This window comes from Pseudarthrobacter sp. MOO14, assembly GCF_058267675.1.
This window is the reverse complement of sequence record NZ_CM177849.1, coordinates 1528685-1543880: the sequence shown is the minus strand read 5'-3', so window position 1 is coordinate 1543880 and position 15196 is coordinate 1528685. Positions and strand designations below refer to the sequence as shown.

Annotated in this window: 16 protein-coding genes; 9 read left to right on the top strand and 7 right to left on the bottom strand. The window is 67.0% G+C overall.

Annotated elements, in window-relative coordinates:
• Positions 1-84: 84 nt before the first annotated feature.
• Positions 85-261 (bottom strand): CsbD family protein, encoded by a 177-nt coding sequence (locus AC4EEV_RS07310; RefSeq protein WP_491330544.1) that lies wholly within the window; start codon positions 259-261, stop codon positions 85-87.
• 102 nt (positions 262-363) lie between these two features.
• On the opposite strand from AC4EEV_RS07310, the gene AC4EEV_RS07305 reads away from it, so the two are divergent.
• The 4 genes from AC4EEV_RS07305 (at position 364) to AC4EEV_RS07290 (ending at position 4061) form a co-directional block, all read left to right on the top strand.
• The gene (locus AC4EEV_RS07305) at positions 364-1038 is read left to right on the top strand and encodes a pentapeptide repeat-containing protein (RefSeq protein WP_026264582.1); all 675 of its coding nucleotides are present in this window, start codon (positions 364-366) and stop codon (positions 1036-1038) included.
• Between the two features lie 117 nt (positions 1039-1155).
• Entirely contained in the window at positions 1156-2382 is a 1227-nt protein-coding gene (locus AC4EEV_RS07300) for a thiolase family protein (RefSeq protein ID WP_018761743.1), read from the top strand.
• A complete protein-coding gene (locus tag AC4EEV_RS07295; protein ID WP_491330543.1) occupies positions 2382-3185 on the top strand; it encodes an enoyl-CoA hydratase/isomerase family protein in 804 nt (267 codons plus the stop codon). The genes AC4EEV_RS07300 and AC4EEV_RS07295 overlap by 1 nt, the downstream gene beginning before the upstream one ends.
• Before the next feature lie 3 nt (positions 3186-3188).
• Positions 3189-4061: a 3-hydroxyacyl-CoA dehydrogenase family protein gene (locus tag AC4EEV_RS07290; RefSeq protein ID WP_133830568.1), complete on the top strand. Its 873-nt coding sequence runs from the start codon at positions 3189-3191 to the stop codon at positions 4059-4061.
• A gap of 12 nt (positions 4062-4073) precedes the next feature.
• Here AC4EEV_RS07290 and AC4EEV_RS07285 read toward each other — a convergent pair whose 3' ends face one another.
• Entirely contained in the window at positions 4074-4307 is a 234-nt protein-coding gene (locus AC4EEV_RS07285) for a DUF6480 family protein (protein WP_018761740.1), read from the bottom strand.
• Between the two features lie 76 nt (positions 4308-4383).
• Here AC4EEV_RS07285 and AC4EEV_RS07280 point away from each other — a divergent pair, with 76 nt between their 5' ends.
• The 3 genes from AC4EEV_RS07280 to AC4EEV_RS07270 all read left to right on the top strand — a co-directional run bounded on the left by AC4EEV_RS07280 (position 4384) and on the right by AC4EEV_RS07270 (position 8049).
• Positions 4384-5004: a GNAT family N-acetyltransferase gene (locus AC4EEV_RS07280; RefSeq protein ID WP_491330542.1), complete on the top strand. Its 621-nt coding sequence runs from the start codon at positions 4384-4386 to the stop codon at positions 5002-5004.
• Positions 5005-5086: 82 nt separating this feature from the next.
• Positions 5087-5797 carry a tyrosine-protein phosphatase gene (locus AC4EEV_RS07275; RefSeq protein ID WP_491330541.1) on the top strand — a complete coding sequence of 237 codons (711 nt, stop codon included), beginning with the start codon at positions 5087-5089 and terminating at the stop codon, positions 5795-5797.
• Between the two features lie 95 nt (positions 5798-5892).
• Positions 5893-8049: a S1 family peptidase gene (locus AC4EEV_RS07270; RefSeq protein ID WP_491330540.1), complete on the top strand. Its 2157-nt coding sequence runs from the start codon at positions 5893-5895 to the stop codon at positions 8047-8049.
• Positions 8050-8090: 41 nt separating this feature from the next.
• Here the strand turns inward: AC4EEV_RS07270 and AC4EEV_RS07265 are convergent, their stop codons facing one another.
• Positions 8091-8531, bottom strand: a complete 441-nt coding sequence (locus AC4EEV_RS07265) for a PaaI family thioesterase (RefSeq protein WP_133830564.1) — start codon at positions 8529-8531, stop codon at positions 8091-8093.
• Between the two features lie 140 nt (positions 8532-8671).
• Here AC4EEV_RS07265 and paaZ point away from each other — a divergent pair, with 140 nt between their 5' ends.
• Both paaZ and AC4EEV_RS07255 read left to right on the top strand, forming a co-directional pair.
• Entirely contained in the window at positions 8672-10783 is a 2112-nt protein-coding gene (gene paaZ, locus AC4EEV_RS07260; protein WP_491330539.1) for a phenylacetic acid degradation bifunctional protein PaaZ, read from the top strand.
• 308 nt (positions 10784-11091) lie between these two features.
• Positions 11092-11487: a VOC family protein gene (locus AC4EEV_RS07255; RefSeq protein ID WP_491330538.1), complete on the top strand. Its 396-nt coding sequence runs from the start codon at positions 11092-11094 to the stop codon at positions 11485-11487.
• Positions 11488-11573: 86 nt separating this feature from the next.
• Here AC4EEV_RS07255 and AC4EEV_RS07250 read toward each other — a convergent pair whose 3' ends face one another.
• The 4 genes from AC4EEV_RS07250 to paaK form a co-directional block, all read right to left on the bottom strand.
• Complete coding sequence (locus AC4EEV_RS07250; RefSeq protein WP_018761733.1) at positions 11574-11879, bottom strand: hypothetical protein; 306 nt, start codon at positions 11877-11879, stop codon at positions 11574-11576.
• 14 nt (positions 11880-11893) lie between these two features.
• Complete coding sequence (locus tag AC4EEV_RS07245) at positions 11894-13018, bottom strand: S1C family serine protease (protein WP_018761732.1); 1125 nt, start codon at positions 13016-13018, stop codon at positions 11894-11896.
• A gap of 103 nt (positions 13019-13121) precedes the next feature.
• Complete coding sequence (locus AC4EEV_RS07240; RefSeq protein WP_018761731.1) at positions 13122-13775, bottom strand: TetR/AcrR family transcriptional regulator; 654 nt, start codon at positions 13773-13775, stop codon at positions 13122-13124.
• Between the two features lie 61 nt (positions 13776-13836).
• Positions 13837-15189, bottom strand: a complete 1353-nt coding sequence (gene paaK / locus AC4EEV_RS07235; RefSeq protein WP_018761730.1) for a phenylacetate--CoA ligase PaaK — start codon at positions 15187-15189, stop codon at positions 13837-13839.
• Positions 15190-15196 lie beyond the last annotated feature (7 nt).

Below are 15196 nucleotides of genomic sequence, written 5' to 3'. Positions count from 1 at the left end.
AGCGGAACGGCGGCGGATCTGTCCGATCCGCCGCCGTCGGGCTGATGCAGCACGCCGTTCGCTGCGGCTGCAGCAGAGTGGCTGTCAGTCGCGCCTGAACTCGTCCTTGACGCTTTCGCCCACCTTCTTGGCATCCGCCTTGACCTGGTCCGCCTGGCCTTCAGCCTTGAGGCGGTCATTGTGGGTGACGTTGCCGGCAGCTTCCTTTGCTTTGCCGCCAAGTTCTTCGGCTTCGTTGCTGATCTTGTCTCCGAGGCCCATGGTGCCGGCCTCCTTCCGTTTCCGTCGATCGTTTACATTTTCACCATAAACGAAGCTTGCTTACTAATTCAAGGGATGGGGCGGGCGGGCTAGGCTCGGGGGATGGAGAAAAAGCGCGGACGTGGGCCGGCCGGGGTGCAGGCACCCCGGGTTTCACCGGTGGAGCTCACTGACCTCGAAGACCAGGCGGACGCCGCCTTCCGGCGCGGCGAGCGGCACGAAGGGGTCCGGTTTAGCCGCGCGGACGCAGAGGGATTCGACCTGGGCGGGTCTGTCTTTTCCGAGTGCCGGTTCGATGCCGTGTCCTTCAACGACGCGCAGCTCCGGGGAGCATCCTTCCGTGACTGCATCCTGGCCGAGCTGTACGCCCCCGTTTTCCGCGGTGCCCGCAGCACCTGGCAGGACGTGGAGCTCCGCAACCCCCGGCTGGGTTCAGCGGAACTGTACGAAACCGGCTGGCAGTCCGTACGGATCGACGGCGGCAAGGTGGACTTCCTGAACCTGCGTGGTGCCAAGCTCACGGATGTGCTGATCAGCGGGTGCATCATCAATGAACTGGACCTTGGCGCCGCCGGGGCCGTCCGGGTAAGGCTCGAGGACTGCACCATTGGATCCCTGGACCTGGCCGGCGCCAAGCTGAAGGATTTCGACATCCGCGGGACCGGATTCCGCAAGATCAGCGGGCTGGGCAGCCTCTCCGGCCTGGTTGTTGACGAGTACCAGCTGGGCCTCCTGGCGCCGCTGATCGCCGCGCACCTGGGCGTCACAGTCCTTTAGCCGGGTGCGGAGCGGAACCTTGCCGTGTACCATTTACAGAACGAACGGTCGGTAAGTGGTGCATCCGCTGTGCCGGCCGCCGATGACAGTGCTGTTTATCGCGTGAAGGGTGTATCCATGGCTGCAACCGCAGGTCCGCAGGCTTTCCTTGTTGGCGGGGTCCGAACGCCGGTGGGCCGGTACGGGGGTGCCTTGTCCGCCGTGCGGCCGGACGACCTCGCCGCCCTGGTGGTCCGCGAAGCCGTGGAACGCGCCGGCCTGGACCCGGAAAGCATCGACGAGGTGATCCTGGGCAACGCCAACGGCGCAGGGGAGGAGAACCGGAACGTTGCCCGCATGGCCACCCTGCTGGCAGGCCTTCCGCTCCACATCCCGGGCATTACGGTCAACCGGCTGTGCGCCTCCGGACTGAGCGCCATCATCCAGGCGAGCCACATGATCAAGGCCGGAGCCGCGGACATCGTCATCGCCGGCGGCGTGGAATCCATGAGCCGGGCACCCTGGGTGCAGGAAAAGCCCACCGCCGCCTTTGCCAAGCCAGGCCAGATCTTCGACACCTCCATCGGCTGGCGCTTTACCAACCCGCAGTTCCAGCAGGGCGGCCTCTCCCGCGACGGGAAGATGACCTACTCGATGCCGGAAACGGCGGAAGAAGTGGCCCGAGCGGATGGCATCTCCCGCGAGGATGCGGACGCATTTGCCGTCCGCTCGCACCAGCGTGCCCTCGAGGCCATCGCCGCCGGGCGCTTCAAGGACGAGATCGTCCCCGTCACGGTGAAGACGCGCAAGTCCGAAACGGTGGTGGACACGGACGAAGGGCCCCGCCCCGGCACGAGCCTCGACGTTCTCGCTGCCCTCCGGCCGGTAGCACCGGGCGGCTCCGTGGTCACCGCCGGAAACTCGTCCTCGCTCAACGACGGCGCCTCGGCCATCATTGTGGCCTCGGAGGCAGCCATCGAACGGCTGGGCCTGACCCCGCGGGCACGCATCATCGACGGCGCTTCCGCCGGCTGCGAACCCGAGATCATGGGCATCGGTCCTGTCCCCGCCACGCAGAAAGTGCTCAAGCGCAGCGGCCTAAGCGTTGGTGACCTGTCCGCCGTCGAACTCAATGAAGCTTTTGCCACCCAGTCACTGGCCTCCATCCGGCGCCTGGGCCTGGATCCGGACATCGTGAACCGCGACGGCGGCGCCATCGCGCTGGGTCACCCGCTCGGCTCGAGCGGGTCCCGGATCGCCATCACCCTGCTGGGGCGGATGGAACGCGAGGACGCCAAAATCGGCCTCGCCACCATGTGCGTCGGCGTCGGCCAAGGCACCGCCATGCTGCTGGAGAAAATCTGATGGCCGCCGCAGTGGACCTTGCCGCCGAAGTGTTCTCCGCCCTCAAAGTGGAGGAACGGGACGACCGTGTGGTGGTGCTGCTCAACCGGCCCGAGGTAAAGAACGCCATCGACCAGCAGATGGTGGACGAACTCCACACCGTGTGCGCAGCGCTGGAACAGAATCCCAGGATCCTGATCATTGCAGGGGTGGACGGGGTGTTCGCCTCCGGGGCAGACATCGCCCAGCTGCGCGAACGGCGGCGGGATGACGCCCTGCAGGGGATCAACTCCACCATCTTCGTCCGGATTGCGAAGCTGCCCATGCCGGTCATCGCCGCGCTGGACGGCTACTGCCTGGGTGGCGGCGCGGAACTGGCCTACGCGGCGGACTTCCGGATCGGCACCCCCACCGTGCGCATCGGCAATCCCGAAACGGGCCTGGGCATCCTGGCCGCGGCAGGTGCCAGCTGGCGGCTCAGGGAACTCGTGGGTGAACCGCTGGCAAAGCAGATCCTCCTGGCCGGCCTGGTCCTCGGCGCCGACGAGGCACGGGCGGCCAACCTCATCACCGAGATCCACGACCCCGCGGACCTGCTGGCCGCGGCCCACAGCCTTGCCGACAGGATCGGGCGCCAGGACCCCCTGGCCGTCCGCATCACCAAATCCGTGTTCCACGCCCCCTCGGAAGCCCACCCGCTGATCGACCAGCTGGCCCAGGGCATCCTCTTCGAATCCCAGGCCAAGTTCGACCGCATGCAGGCGTTCCTCGACCGCAGCGCCCGGAAGAAGGCCAACCCCGCCAACCCCGCAGACGGAAAGTAGACCATGAGCGAATCGCAACTGACTCCAGCCCTCCCGGCCCGGGTGGGTGTCCTGGGCGGTGGCCGGATGGGCGCCGGGATCGCCCATGCATTCCTGGTCAAGGGCGCCGACGTGCTGGTGGTGGAACGCGACGAGCAGGCTGCGGAGGCGGCACGGGAACGGGTGGAATCCGCGGCGGCAAAGAGCATCGAGCGCGGGGCAACGGACGCAAACCTGGACGAAATGGTCTCCCGCCTGGCCGTCGGCGTGGACTATGACGCCTTTAAGGACCGCCAACTGGTGGTGGAAGCCGTCCCGGAAGACTGGGACCTGAAAGTTACGGCGTTGCGGGGCATCGAGGAGCGGCTGGCGGAAGACGCCTGCCTGGCATCCAATACGTCCTCGCTGTCCGTGAACGGGCTCGCGAAGGAGCTGAGGCGGCCGGGCAATTTCCTGGGGCTGCATTTCTTCAACCCGGTGCCCGCTTCCACGCTCATCGAGGTGGTGCTGGGCGAGCACACCTCGCCCGGACTCGCTGTGGAGGCGAAGAGGTGGGTGGAGGCACTCGGCAAGACCGCCGTCGTCGTCAATGACGCGCCGGGGTTCGCGTCCTCCCGGCTGGGCGTTGCCATCGCGTTGGAGGCCATGCGCATGGTCGAGGAAGGCGTAGCCTCGGCCGAGGACATCGACAACGCCATGGTGCTGGGCTACAAACACCCCACCGGGCCGCTCCGGACCACGGACATCGTGGGCCTGGACGTCCGCCTGGGTATCGCCGAATACCTGCAGTCCACCCTGGGTGACCGGTTCGCACCCCCGCAGATCCTGCGCGACAAGGTGGCCCGCGGGGAACTGGGCCGCAAGACCGGCAAAGGCTTCTTCGACTGGCCCAGCTAGCGGCCGCCCGCGTTAGTCGAAGAAGCCCACGATGTAGCCGATGAAATACAGCAGGCAGAGCAGGACGACCACCCCGATGACGGCAATCCAGAGGAACTGCGTGCCCTTGCCCGGCCCGCGCTCCTCCGTGCCATGGGGCCCGACCGTGGATGCTTCGCCCGGCGGGGTTTCGCCGGGCGGAACGCCGCCGCCGGGCTCCAGACCGGTGATCTTGTCGTCTTCCGGATCCGGATTGGTACCTGACACAATGACTCCCTCGCTCGCCGTCCACGTGCTTGCCCAAGCGTAACCGGCACCGAACCGGTGGGCCTAGGCTGGTGCAGTGACTTTCCTTGAACCCCTTACCCTGACCGGCCGGCACGTAATCCTGGAGCCGCTCGCGGAGGAGCATCACGACGGCCTGGTGGAGGCCGCCAGGGATGGTGAGCTCTGGAAGCTCTGGTACACCTCGGTGCCGGCCCCTGATGGGATGGCCGCCGAAATCAGGCGGCGGCTGGCACTGCGGGACCAAGGGTCAATGCTGCCGTTCACCACCCGCCTGATCGATGCGGAAACCGGCGGCCCGGGCCGCATCATCGGCATGACCACCTACATGAACATCGACGCCGCCACGCCCCGCGTGGAGATCGGCTCCACGTGGAACGCGGCCTCCGTGCAGGGGACCGGAACGAACCCGGACTCCAAGCTCCTGCTGCTCGGGCACGCCTTCGAGGCCGTGGGCTGCCCGGCGGTGGAGTTCCGCACCCACTGGCTGAACCACCAGTCGCGGGAGGCCATCGCCCGGCTCGGTGCCAAGCAGGACGGCGTACTGCGCAGCCACTCCCGGACCAGCGACGGGAACCTGCGCGACACCGTGGTGTTCTCCATCCTGGACCACGAATGGCCCGCCGTCCGCGCCGGGCTCGAGTACCGGCTGGACCGCCGCGGCCCGGCTGCCCGCTGATGACGCCAGAAGTCTTCCCGTGCGGCATGCGGCTCCCAGCACCGTGTGATTAGCTGGGCGGATGAGCAAACGGGGCAGGCCCATGAACTGGGATGGAGCTGTCAACGCCTGGCACATTTCGGGCGGCATCTACCGCATGGGGCGGCGTGAGTGGCTGACGGCGTCCGGGTGGCGGCAGGTGTTCGACGACGGCGTCCGCACCGTCGTCGATCTCCGCAACGCAGCGGAAGGCCGGCGCCGGGACACCGACCCGGTGGTCCCGGACACGTCCATGCCGGACATCGACGTGGTCCAGGCGCCCACGGAAGAGCCCGGTGATCCGCGCTTCACCGCCATCACCGGGCCGTATTTGAACGACCCCGGGCATTACGCCGTGAACGCCCGCCTCTTCCCGGAAAAGCTGGTGGGCGTCTTCCGGGCCATCGCCCACGCCGCACCCAAGGGGGATGTCCTGTTGCACTGCGCCGCCGGCCGGGACCGCAGTGGAATGGTGGCCGCCATGGTCCAGGACCTCGCAGGCGATTCCGACGAAGCGATCGCAGAGGGCTACCGGCGGGCGGCACGCGGCATCAACGAGAGGTACCGCACGCACGGGCCGCCGCACAGCCGCGAACGCTACCTGGCCGTCGGTGAACTTGAGCCCTTGCTGGAACAACGGGGGCTCACCGTGGCCAGGTTTGTCCGGGACCTGGATACCCGCCACTACCTTCTGGCCAACGGCCTCACCGCAGTAGAACTCGAGGCTGTCCTGGCCTGTTGCCAGGACAGCGTAGATACAATGGGACCAGTGTGACGCATGTGACCTGAGATACTGTTGTTTCCTCGGTCACGTTGACCGGCAGAGAGACGGACATGAGCTCAACAGCAGCACCGGTGAAAAAAGCTTCAATGGCGCATGACCTGCGGTTTAGTGCTGTCAGGCTGCGGCGGGTGCTCGCCTTGGGCGCCGCTGCCGGCGTGCTGGCATCCTCCGGGTACGCAGCCGTTCCCGCTTTTGCCGCCGGTGAATCGTCCCCCACTCCGGCCTCGCCGAGTCAGGGTACAGCGTCCCCCAGCCCGGCTTCGGGAACGACAGCCCCGGCGTCCGCGGCGCCGGCACCAACCGCACTTTCGCAGGCCGCCCTCGACGACGCCGTGCAGCGGGACCTCAAGCTCACCCCCCAACAGTTCGAGGCTGCCGGAGAACTCGGTGCCCAGGCAGCGCAGGCGGCCGTCCAGCTGCGCCAGGTCCCGGGCTACGTGGGAATCCGGATCGAGCATGGATCAATTACGGTCAGCGGTTCAGGACGTGAGCTTAAGACCGCCGTTGCCGCCCTCGCGGGCACTATTTCCGGTTTGTCCCTCGAGGCGCCCGCGGTTGGCGCCAGGTCCGAATTGGCGGTCAGCACGGAGCAGCTCTTCCAGGCCTATCTCCGCGACGTTGGGCCGCAGGACCTGCAGGCGGTGATGTACGCAGGCGGAAAGTTCGTGATCAGGACGGGCGGGATCAACGCGCCGGAGGCGTTGTCGCCAGAACCAGCGACGTCGTCCTCGCCGTCGGCGGCGCCGTCGCCCTCGCCGTCGGAGTCGGCCTTGCCGGGGGCCGGAAAGGTCACTCCGGCCCAGTTCGTGTCCCGCTATGCCAACGTCGAGCTCGACGGCGGTACGCCGCTCAAATCCGAGGCGGACGTCGCAGGCGGCATCGGGTACCAGAGCGATATCGGCTTTGTGTGTTCCACCGGTTTCTCCGCCTTCGACCCCACAGGCCTGCCCGCTGTCCTGACCGCGGGGCACTGCGCTTCGGATGGTGCCGCCAAGACAGCCACCCTGGAGTTCCAAGGCGTGCCGGCGGGCCTGCTGGGGAAGTTCGGCTTCAGCCAGTTCGGCGGCCCGGGGAACACCCGCGTGCTCGACCCCACCACTCCCATCGCTCCGGACCAGACGGCGGTAACCAACCCTGGCAATGTGGGGACGGACATCTCGGTGATCCAGTCGCTGCGGCAGGACATCGATCCCCTTCCCGCGGCCAGCACGTGGGGGAGCCCCTCACAGCCCGGGCCCGACGTCAAGATCATCGGATCCGAAGACCCTGTTGTGGGAATGCCCATTTGCCGCTCGGGACGGACCTCCGCCTGGTCCTGCGGAACGGTTGACGCCGTCGGCATCTTCATCGTGCCGGGCCCGGGCTACGCCTCGGACAAGAAAGACATCCGCGCGTTCAACGGGTTCCTTTCCTACGGGGTGCAGTCCAGCGGGGGAGACTCCGGGGGCCCCTACGTCAGCGGCAACTACGCCGTGGGCACCCACTCGGCAGGGGACACCCCGGACCAAAACGGCAACGTGATCCAAAACTTCGCCGTCGGCGCCACCTTGCGGAACAGCTTGGCCGTACTTCCCGGCTACCAGCTGGAACTGTTCCTCAACAAGCCTTCCGTTACCGCGCCGGCGGTCGGCGGCACCTATGATTCCGGCCAAACCATCGCTGGCACCGTTGCCGCGGCCCCGGCGTCAGCCATCGCCGCCGGGTCCAAGGTCCGGATCACCCTCCAGGGCCAAGGCCCGTTCGAGGTCCCCGTGGACGCCGCCGGCAACTGGAGCTTCACCGCACCGCAAGGCAAGGATCCGCTCCACTTCACGGCCGAGACCGTCAACGGGTACAGCCGGTCGGGCACCACCACCTTTGAGTTCGCGGCCACCCCGCCGGCTCCCACCAGCCCTGCCCCGCCGTCGAGCCCTGCCCCGCCGGCTCCCACGAGTCCTCCCGCCAGCATCGCTACCGCATCCCCGTCACCCACCCAGGCCACCGCGGCCCCGTCACCGGCCCAGACCAGCCCGGCCGCCGTCGTCACGCCCCCGGCCAGTACCCCGGCACCCAGTACCCCGGCACCAAGTACTCCGCCTGCCGGCCTGGCGATCACAGGCGGCAACGGTTCTGCGGATGCGGGCGGCCTGGCCTACACCGGCGCGACGGCGTTGGTGCCCGCAGCCGTCGCTGCCGCTGCCGCGGTCGCCGTCGGGATCGTGCTTATGGTGCTGGTCAGGCGCCGGAAGCGGGGATCGGACTAGGTTCCGACAGGCTCAACCACCGGGGACGGGCTCAACCACCGTTACTTGTGGCGCCGCATCAGCAGGTTTGTAATGCGCAGGGTGCAGAGCCGCTGGCCCGCCTCGTTGGTGATCAGCACCTCGTGCGTGGTCAGTGTGCCGCCCAGGTGGATAGGCGTGGCCGTGATGGTGACCTGGCCCTCCCGTGCGGACCGGTGGTGGGTGGCGGACACGTCCACCCCCACAGCGGTCTTGCCCATGGTGCTCGCGTGGATCACGGCGGCCCAGGAGCCCACGGCCTCGCCGACGGCCAGCGAAGCGCCGCCGTGCAGCAGGCCGAAGGACTGCCGGTTTCCCTCCACCGGCATGGTGGCCACCACCCGCTCCACGGACTCCTCCAGGATCTTCACGCCCATCTTTTCGTCCAGCTCGCCCAGCGTGATTTTCCAGAGTTCATGCTGCGACGGCTGGTTGTCGCCGGAATCCTCGTGTGGGGCGCTCATTCGTTCTCCTTCGGTATCCATTTCAGTCCCGGCCTTCTAGTGTGCGGCACGGCACTTCATGTATGGTGAATATATTACCGAACGGACGGTCAGTAATGACTGTTGTTTGCCTGCCCCAGCGTTGGAAGGACCCGTCAACGATGACCACCACAGCCACAGCTCCCCAGGCCACGGTCGACACCGTGGAGACAGTGCCCAGCTTCGTCAAGGATGCCTGGTGGACGCCCGACGCCGGCTCGTCGGCTTCCGCGGTGCCCGTCCGGGATGCGAGCACAGGGGAAATCCTGGCCAAGGTCAGCACGGAGGGCCTGGACCTGGCCGCCGTCGTCGAATACGGCCGCACCACTGGCCAGGCGGAACTGGGCAAGCTGACCTTCCACCAGCGCGCCCTCAAGCTCAAGGAACTGGCGCAGTACCTGAACGCCCGCCGCGAGCACTTCTACAACTTCTCGTTCCAGACCGGTGCCACCAAGATCGACTCCATGGTGGACATCGACGGCGGCATCGGCGTGCTGTTCACCTTCGGTTCCAAAGGCCGGCGCGAACTGCCCAACTCCCAGGTAGTGGTGGACGGGCCCATGGAGGTGCTGTCCAAGGACGGCTCCTTCGCCGGCGAGCACATCTACACCCGCATTCCCGGTGTTGCCGTCCAGATCAACGCCTTCAACTTCCCGGTCTGGGGGATGCTGGAGAAGTTCGCCCCTGCCTTCCTGGCCGGCGTCCCCACCATCGTCAAACCGGCCACCCCCACCGGTTACGTTGCTGCGGCCGTGGTCAAGGCCATCGTTGAATCCAACATCCTGCCGGCAGGGTCGCTGCAGCTTATTTCAGGTTCCGTCCGCGGGCTGCTGGACGTCCTGGACTACCGCGACCTCGTCGCCTTCACCGGCTCGGCGTCCACCGCAAAGTCGCTCAAGGCGCACCCGAACGTGGTGGAGGGCGGAGTGCGGTTCACGTCCGAGACGGACTCCCTGAACGCTGCCATCCTTGGCCCTGACGCGGTGGAGGGCACACCGGAATTCGATGCGTTCGTCAAGTCCGTAGTCACCGAAATGACCGTCAAGGCCGGGCAGAAGTGCACCGCCGTCCGCCGCGCCATCGTGCCGCAGGAACTGGTTTCCGCCGTCACCGCCGCGATCGGCAAGCGCATCTCGGAACGCATCGTCCTGGGCGACCCCCGCGGCGCGGGCGTCACCATGGGCGCACTGGCGTCCGTGGAACAGTTAAGGGACGTCCGGGCGGCCGTCCAGTCCATGCTCGACGCCGGCGGTGAGCTTGCGTACGGAACCCTCGATTCGCCGTCGGTCACCTCGGCCGACGGAACCACCGGCGTGGTGGACGGCGGGGCGTTCATGGCCCCGGTCCTCCTGAACTGGGGCAACCCCGAAGCGGACGCAATCCACTCGCTCGAAGCATTCGGACCGGTATCGTCCGTGATCGGCTACCGCGACCTGGCCGACGCCGTCCGCCTCGCCGCCCGCGGCGGCGGCTCCCTGGTGGCCTCGGTCTGCACCAACGACCCCGAGGTGGCCCGGGAACTGGTCACCGGAATCGCTGCGCACCACGGCCGCGTCCTGATGCTGAACCGGGAGGACGCCCGCTCGTCCACCGGCCACGGATCACCGGTGCCGCACCTCGTCCACGGTGGCCCGGGGCGCGCCGGCGGCGGCGAGGAACTCGGTGGCATCCGGTCCGTGCTGCACCACATGCAGCGCACCGCCATCCAGGGCTCACCCAACATGCTCACCGCCGTCACCGGCGTCTGGCATACCGGTGCGGACCGCAACTTCACCGTGGAAACCGAAGGCGCGCACCCGTTCCGGAAATCCCTCGCCACGCTACGGATCGGCGATGCCGTCCGCTCTGACCTGCGGCAGGTCACGCTGGCGGACATTACCGCTTTTGCGGAGTCCACGGGCGACACGTTCTACGCGCACACCAACCAGCAAGCGGCGGAAGCCAACCCGTTCTTCCCGGGCATCGTGGCACACGGCTACCTGCTGCTGAGCTGGGCCGCAGGACTGTTCGTGGAACCCGCCCCGGGCCCCGTGCTGGCCAACTACGGCCTGGAGAACCTGCGCTTCATCACCCCCGTTGCCGCCGGCGATTCAATCCGGGTCACCCTCACGGCCAAGAAGATCACCCCGCGCGAAACGGACGAATATGGCGAGGTGGCCTGGGACGCCGTCCTGACCAACCAGAATGACGACATCGTGGCCACCTACGACGTCCTCACCCTCGTCGAAAAGTAGCCCGGAACGCCCGCTCACTTCTGGCGGCTTCCACCGGGACGCCCGCTCACTTCTGGCAGCTTCCACCGGGACGCCCGCTCACTTCTGGCGGCTTCCACCGGAACGCCCGCTCACTTCTGGCGGCTTCAACCGGGACGCCCGCTCACTTCTGGCGGCTTCAACCGGGACGCCCGCTCACTTCTTTCGGGAAAGTGAGCGGGCGTTTGGGTTTTGGGGGTCGAAAGGTGAGCGGGCGTATTGGGGAGGGGCTTTTCCGGCAGCCCGGGCGTAAGATTCTGCCCGTAGGAGGTGGCCACATGAACCTTAGAATGAGCACAGCCACAACCATCCTGCCAGTCGACGACGCAGCCCGCGCCCGCAGCTTCTACACCGAAAAGCTCGGACTCCCGCACCGCGGAATGACAGACGATGGAAGCGAATTACTCGGCACCGACGGCGGCCCCTTGCTGCAGCTGATGCCCGTCTCCGATGGCAAGCACTCCGAGCACACAGCGCTGAGCTTCGAGGTAGCCGACATTGAGGGGACCGTCCGTGACATGGAGGCCAGGGGCGTGATGTTCCAGGACTATGACCTTCCCACCCTGAGGACGGAAAACCACATCTGCACCACGGAATCCGAAAAATGCGCGTGGTTCATGGACACTGAGCACAACATCCTCTGCGTCCACCAGAACCTCGTGGCGAATCCGGAATACCAGGTCTAGGCACCAAGGGACAAAACTGCAGCAAGGGTGCCCCGGTCTCATCGGGGCGCCCCTGCTGCGGTTTTATGGAACGTTTGACCTTGGTGTCAGCTTTCGGCGCCGCCGTGCAGGCCGTCGTCGCTGCTGTCATCCTCGCGCCCGGTACCGTGGCCTTCTTCGCTGCGGTCCGAGAGGTCCATGTTGCCCCTGGCCTCGTCCATGGTGGGGCCTCCCGGCGGGACGCTGTAGGTGTCCGGACGGATGCCGTGGGACTGTTCCTCGATCAGGGCCTGTTCCTCACTGAAGCGGATTGCGTTGGCCTCGTCACCTGAATCACCGGCGATGTCTTCGCGGAGCTTCGAGGGATCCGGAACGATGTACCCTGCCTCGGGTTCTTCCTTTGGGTGGCTCATCTGCTTTTCCTTTCCTATCGGGTGGTATTGGTGGCGGGCCTGTCGGTGAGGTCCACCTTGATGTCCAGGCTTTGGTCGCCGCGCTTGACCTTGAAGCCTACGGTGTCGCCGGGGTTGCGCTTGCGCAGTTCCGCCAGGAGCTTCTCAGGCGTGGTGAGTTCCACGCCCTCCATGGACTGCAGGACGTCGCCGGGCCGGATTCCTGCCCGTCCCGCGGGTCCGTCCGTGTCGGCTGCGAGCACCACCACCCCGGATCCGCCCTGGATGCCCAGCTGGTCCGCAATTTGTGCCGTAAGCTCGCCCGGAGTCAGGCCGAGGTAGGCATGCTTCGCAGTGCCGCTGGCCAGTAGTTCCTCCGCCACGTCCACGGCGGTAGCGGCGGGAATGGCAAAGCCCAGCGAAACGGCGCCCGCGGACGGCGGAATGTAGGCCTCACTGATGCCGATCACCTCGCCGCGCATATTGATCACGGCGCCGCCGGAGTTGCCCGGACTGATCGGTGCGTCCGTCTGGATCAGGTCCACCAGGGAGAGGCTGTTGGAGGCGGAGCCTGGGATGGAGCGGTGAAGCCCGGAAATGATGCCGGCGGTGGCCGTGTTCTCAAACCCGAGGGGTGAGCCAAGGACCAGGGCGCCCTCGCCCACTTTGGGCAGGTTGGTCTGGTAGGTCGGTTTCGGCAGGCCGGTGCGTTTGGCCTGCACCAGTGCCAGGTCGGTGACGGCGTCGCTTGCCTTTACGGTCCCTTCGACGCGTTGCCCGTCGGCGAAGCCCACTTCCACTGTGGTGGCACCACGGATGACGTGCTCGTTGGTGAGGATCAGCCCGTCCGCTGAGTACACCACGCCGCTGCCAAGACCGCTCTGCGTGAAAATGGTGACGACGGACGGTGACAGGTTCTCGACGAGTTGGGGCAGGTTGCCCGCCGCGGTGCCGGCGTCGCCGCCCGGTGCCTGCGTCCCGGAAGCCGGGGCGGAACTGCCCGCGGACGACGACGGTGCCGGGCTTGGGGAGGAACTGCTGGGGACCGGAGGACTTGGCGTTCCGGTGCAGCCGCCCAATGCAAGGCCGGCCGTGAGCACTCCGGCGGCAGCTGCTGCCTGGAGGCGGCGGGAACGCTGCCGATCACTGGCCTGGCTCATCAGGACCTCCCTGCGGGTGGTGGCTTCCTACCACCGTAGCGGGGGAGCCGGGAAAATACCAAGCACGCTTATTATCAGCGGTGATGCGTGCTGGACCAGGCTCCTATCCTTTGCTGTGCAGGCCGTCGAACGCAACGGTGATGACGTCGTCGGCGAGCTTCTCCGGCGACAGCGAACCGCCCGGCTTGTACCACTCCACGATGGAGTTGATCATGCCGAACAGCAGGCGCGAGACGGTCCGGGGATCAATGTCTGCGCGCAGCGATCCTTCGTCGCGGGCAGCCGAAATCAGGCCGGCCACCTTGTGGTCGAAGGTCCGGCGCCGTTCCAGGGCGTCCCGTTCGATCTCGGTGTTTCCGCGCAGGCGCAGCAGCAGGGTGACGAACGGCAGGCGCTCCACGAGCACGGCCACCGTTTGCCGCAGCACGAACTCGAGCCGGGCATCGGCCGCCCCGGAAGTGGCCTCCGGCTGCTCCAGGATGGCTTCAAGCCCGCCCAGGGCGTGGTCCAGCGCGAGCTTGAGCAGGTCGCCCTTGGACGGCACGTGGTGGTAGATGGCGGACTTGGAAATGCCCAGGTTCTCGGCCAGGATGCCCATCGAGGTTGCGTCATAGCCGTGCCGGTTGAAGACGTCGACGGCGATGCGCAGCACAGACTGCTGGTCATAGCCGGGGCGGCCCCGCTTGGTGCCGTTGGCGGCTGTTCCGTGGGCGGCTGGGGTATCGGCGGTGCTGGCAGTTCTGCTGGCGCTGGGCATAGTGGCTAGTTTCTCACGAACGGTCGGTAGGTCCGGGGACGGCGCAGCGCCACCGGAACCATTAAGCCTTCGGGCGGAGGTCGTAGATGCGGCGCAGCTTTCCGTTGGACCGCTCCAGCGAGCCCGGTTCCACTACGTCCACGGTGCACGAGGACCCCACGTGGATTTTGATCTGCTCCTTCAAGGTGCGGGCCGCCGTCGTGCTCTGTTCAACGGTGACGGTGTCCCGGCGTTCGATCCGGACGGTCAGCTGGTCCATCCGCTGGCCCTCGGGCCGGGTGAGCTCGAGCTGGAAGTGCGGGCTGAGTTCGGGGATGCGGAGGGCGATTTCCTCGATTTGGGAGGGGAAGAGGTTCACGCCGCGCAGGATGATCATGTCGTCGCTTCGACCGGTGATGCGGCCCATCCGGCGGTGTGCGGGGCGGGCAGTTCCCGGGAGCAGGCGGGTGAGGTCCTTGGTGCGGTACCGGATGATCGGCAGCGCTTCCTTGGTGAGCGAGGTGAAGACCAGCTCGCCGTGTTCGCCGTCGCGCAGGACGTTCTCCTTGCCGGCCACCGGGTTGAAGGCATCGATGATCTCGGGACGGAAGTGGTCCTCCCAGATGTGGCTGCCGTCCTGGGTTTCCACCGCTTCGCCGGCGACGCCCGGACCCATGACCTCGGACAGGCCGTAGATGTCGCAGGCCTTGATGTCCATCATCACTTCGAGCTCGTGCCGCATCTCCTGTGTCCACGGCTCGGCGCCCAGGACTGCAAACTTCAGCGAGGTGGAGGCGGGGTCGATGCCCATGTGCGCCATCGCGTCGGCGATGGTCAGCAGGTAGGTGGGGGTGGCCAGGATGGCGTCCGGCTTGAAGTCCTGGATCAGCTGGATCTGGCGTTCGGTCTGGCCGCCGGACATGGGGATGACGGTGCAGCCCAGGGCTTCGGCGCCCGCGTGGGCGCCCAGGCCGCCGGTGAACAGGCCGTAGCCGTAGGCGTTGTGGACTTTCATGCCGGGGCGGATGCCGGAGGCACGGAAGCTGCGGGCCACCAGCTTGGCCCAATCAGCCAGGTCCTGCTTGGTGTAGCCGACGACGGTGGGCCGGCCGGTGGTGCCCGAGCTGGCGTGAATCCGGGCTACTTCGCTTTGCGGCACGGCGAACATACCGAAGGGGTACTCGGCGCGGAGGTCGTCCTTGGTGGTGAAGGGAAAGTTGCCCAGGTCCTCAAGTTCGCGCAGGTCGCTGGGGTGGATGCCGGCGTCGTCGAACTTGCGCTTGTACAGCGGGACCCGGTCGTAGGCGTAGGCCACCGTGTGCTGCAGGCGGCTGAGCTGGAGGGCTTCGAGTTCGTCGCGGGAGATGGTCTCTTCGCGGTCCAGGCCTGGGTCGATGCCGGCAGCGGCGGGGGTTTCGGGGGCATGCAGGGTCATGGTTTTC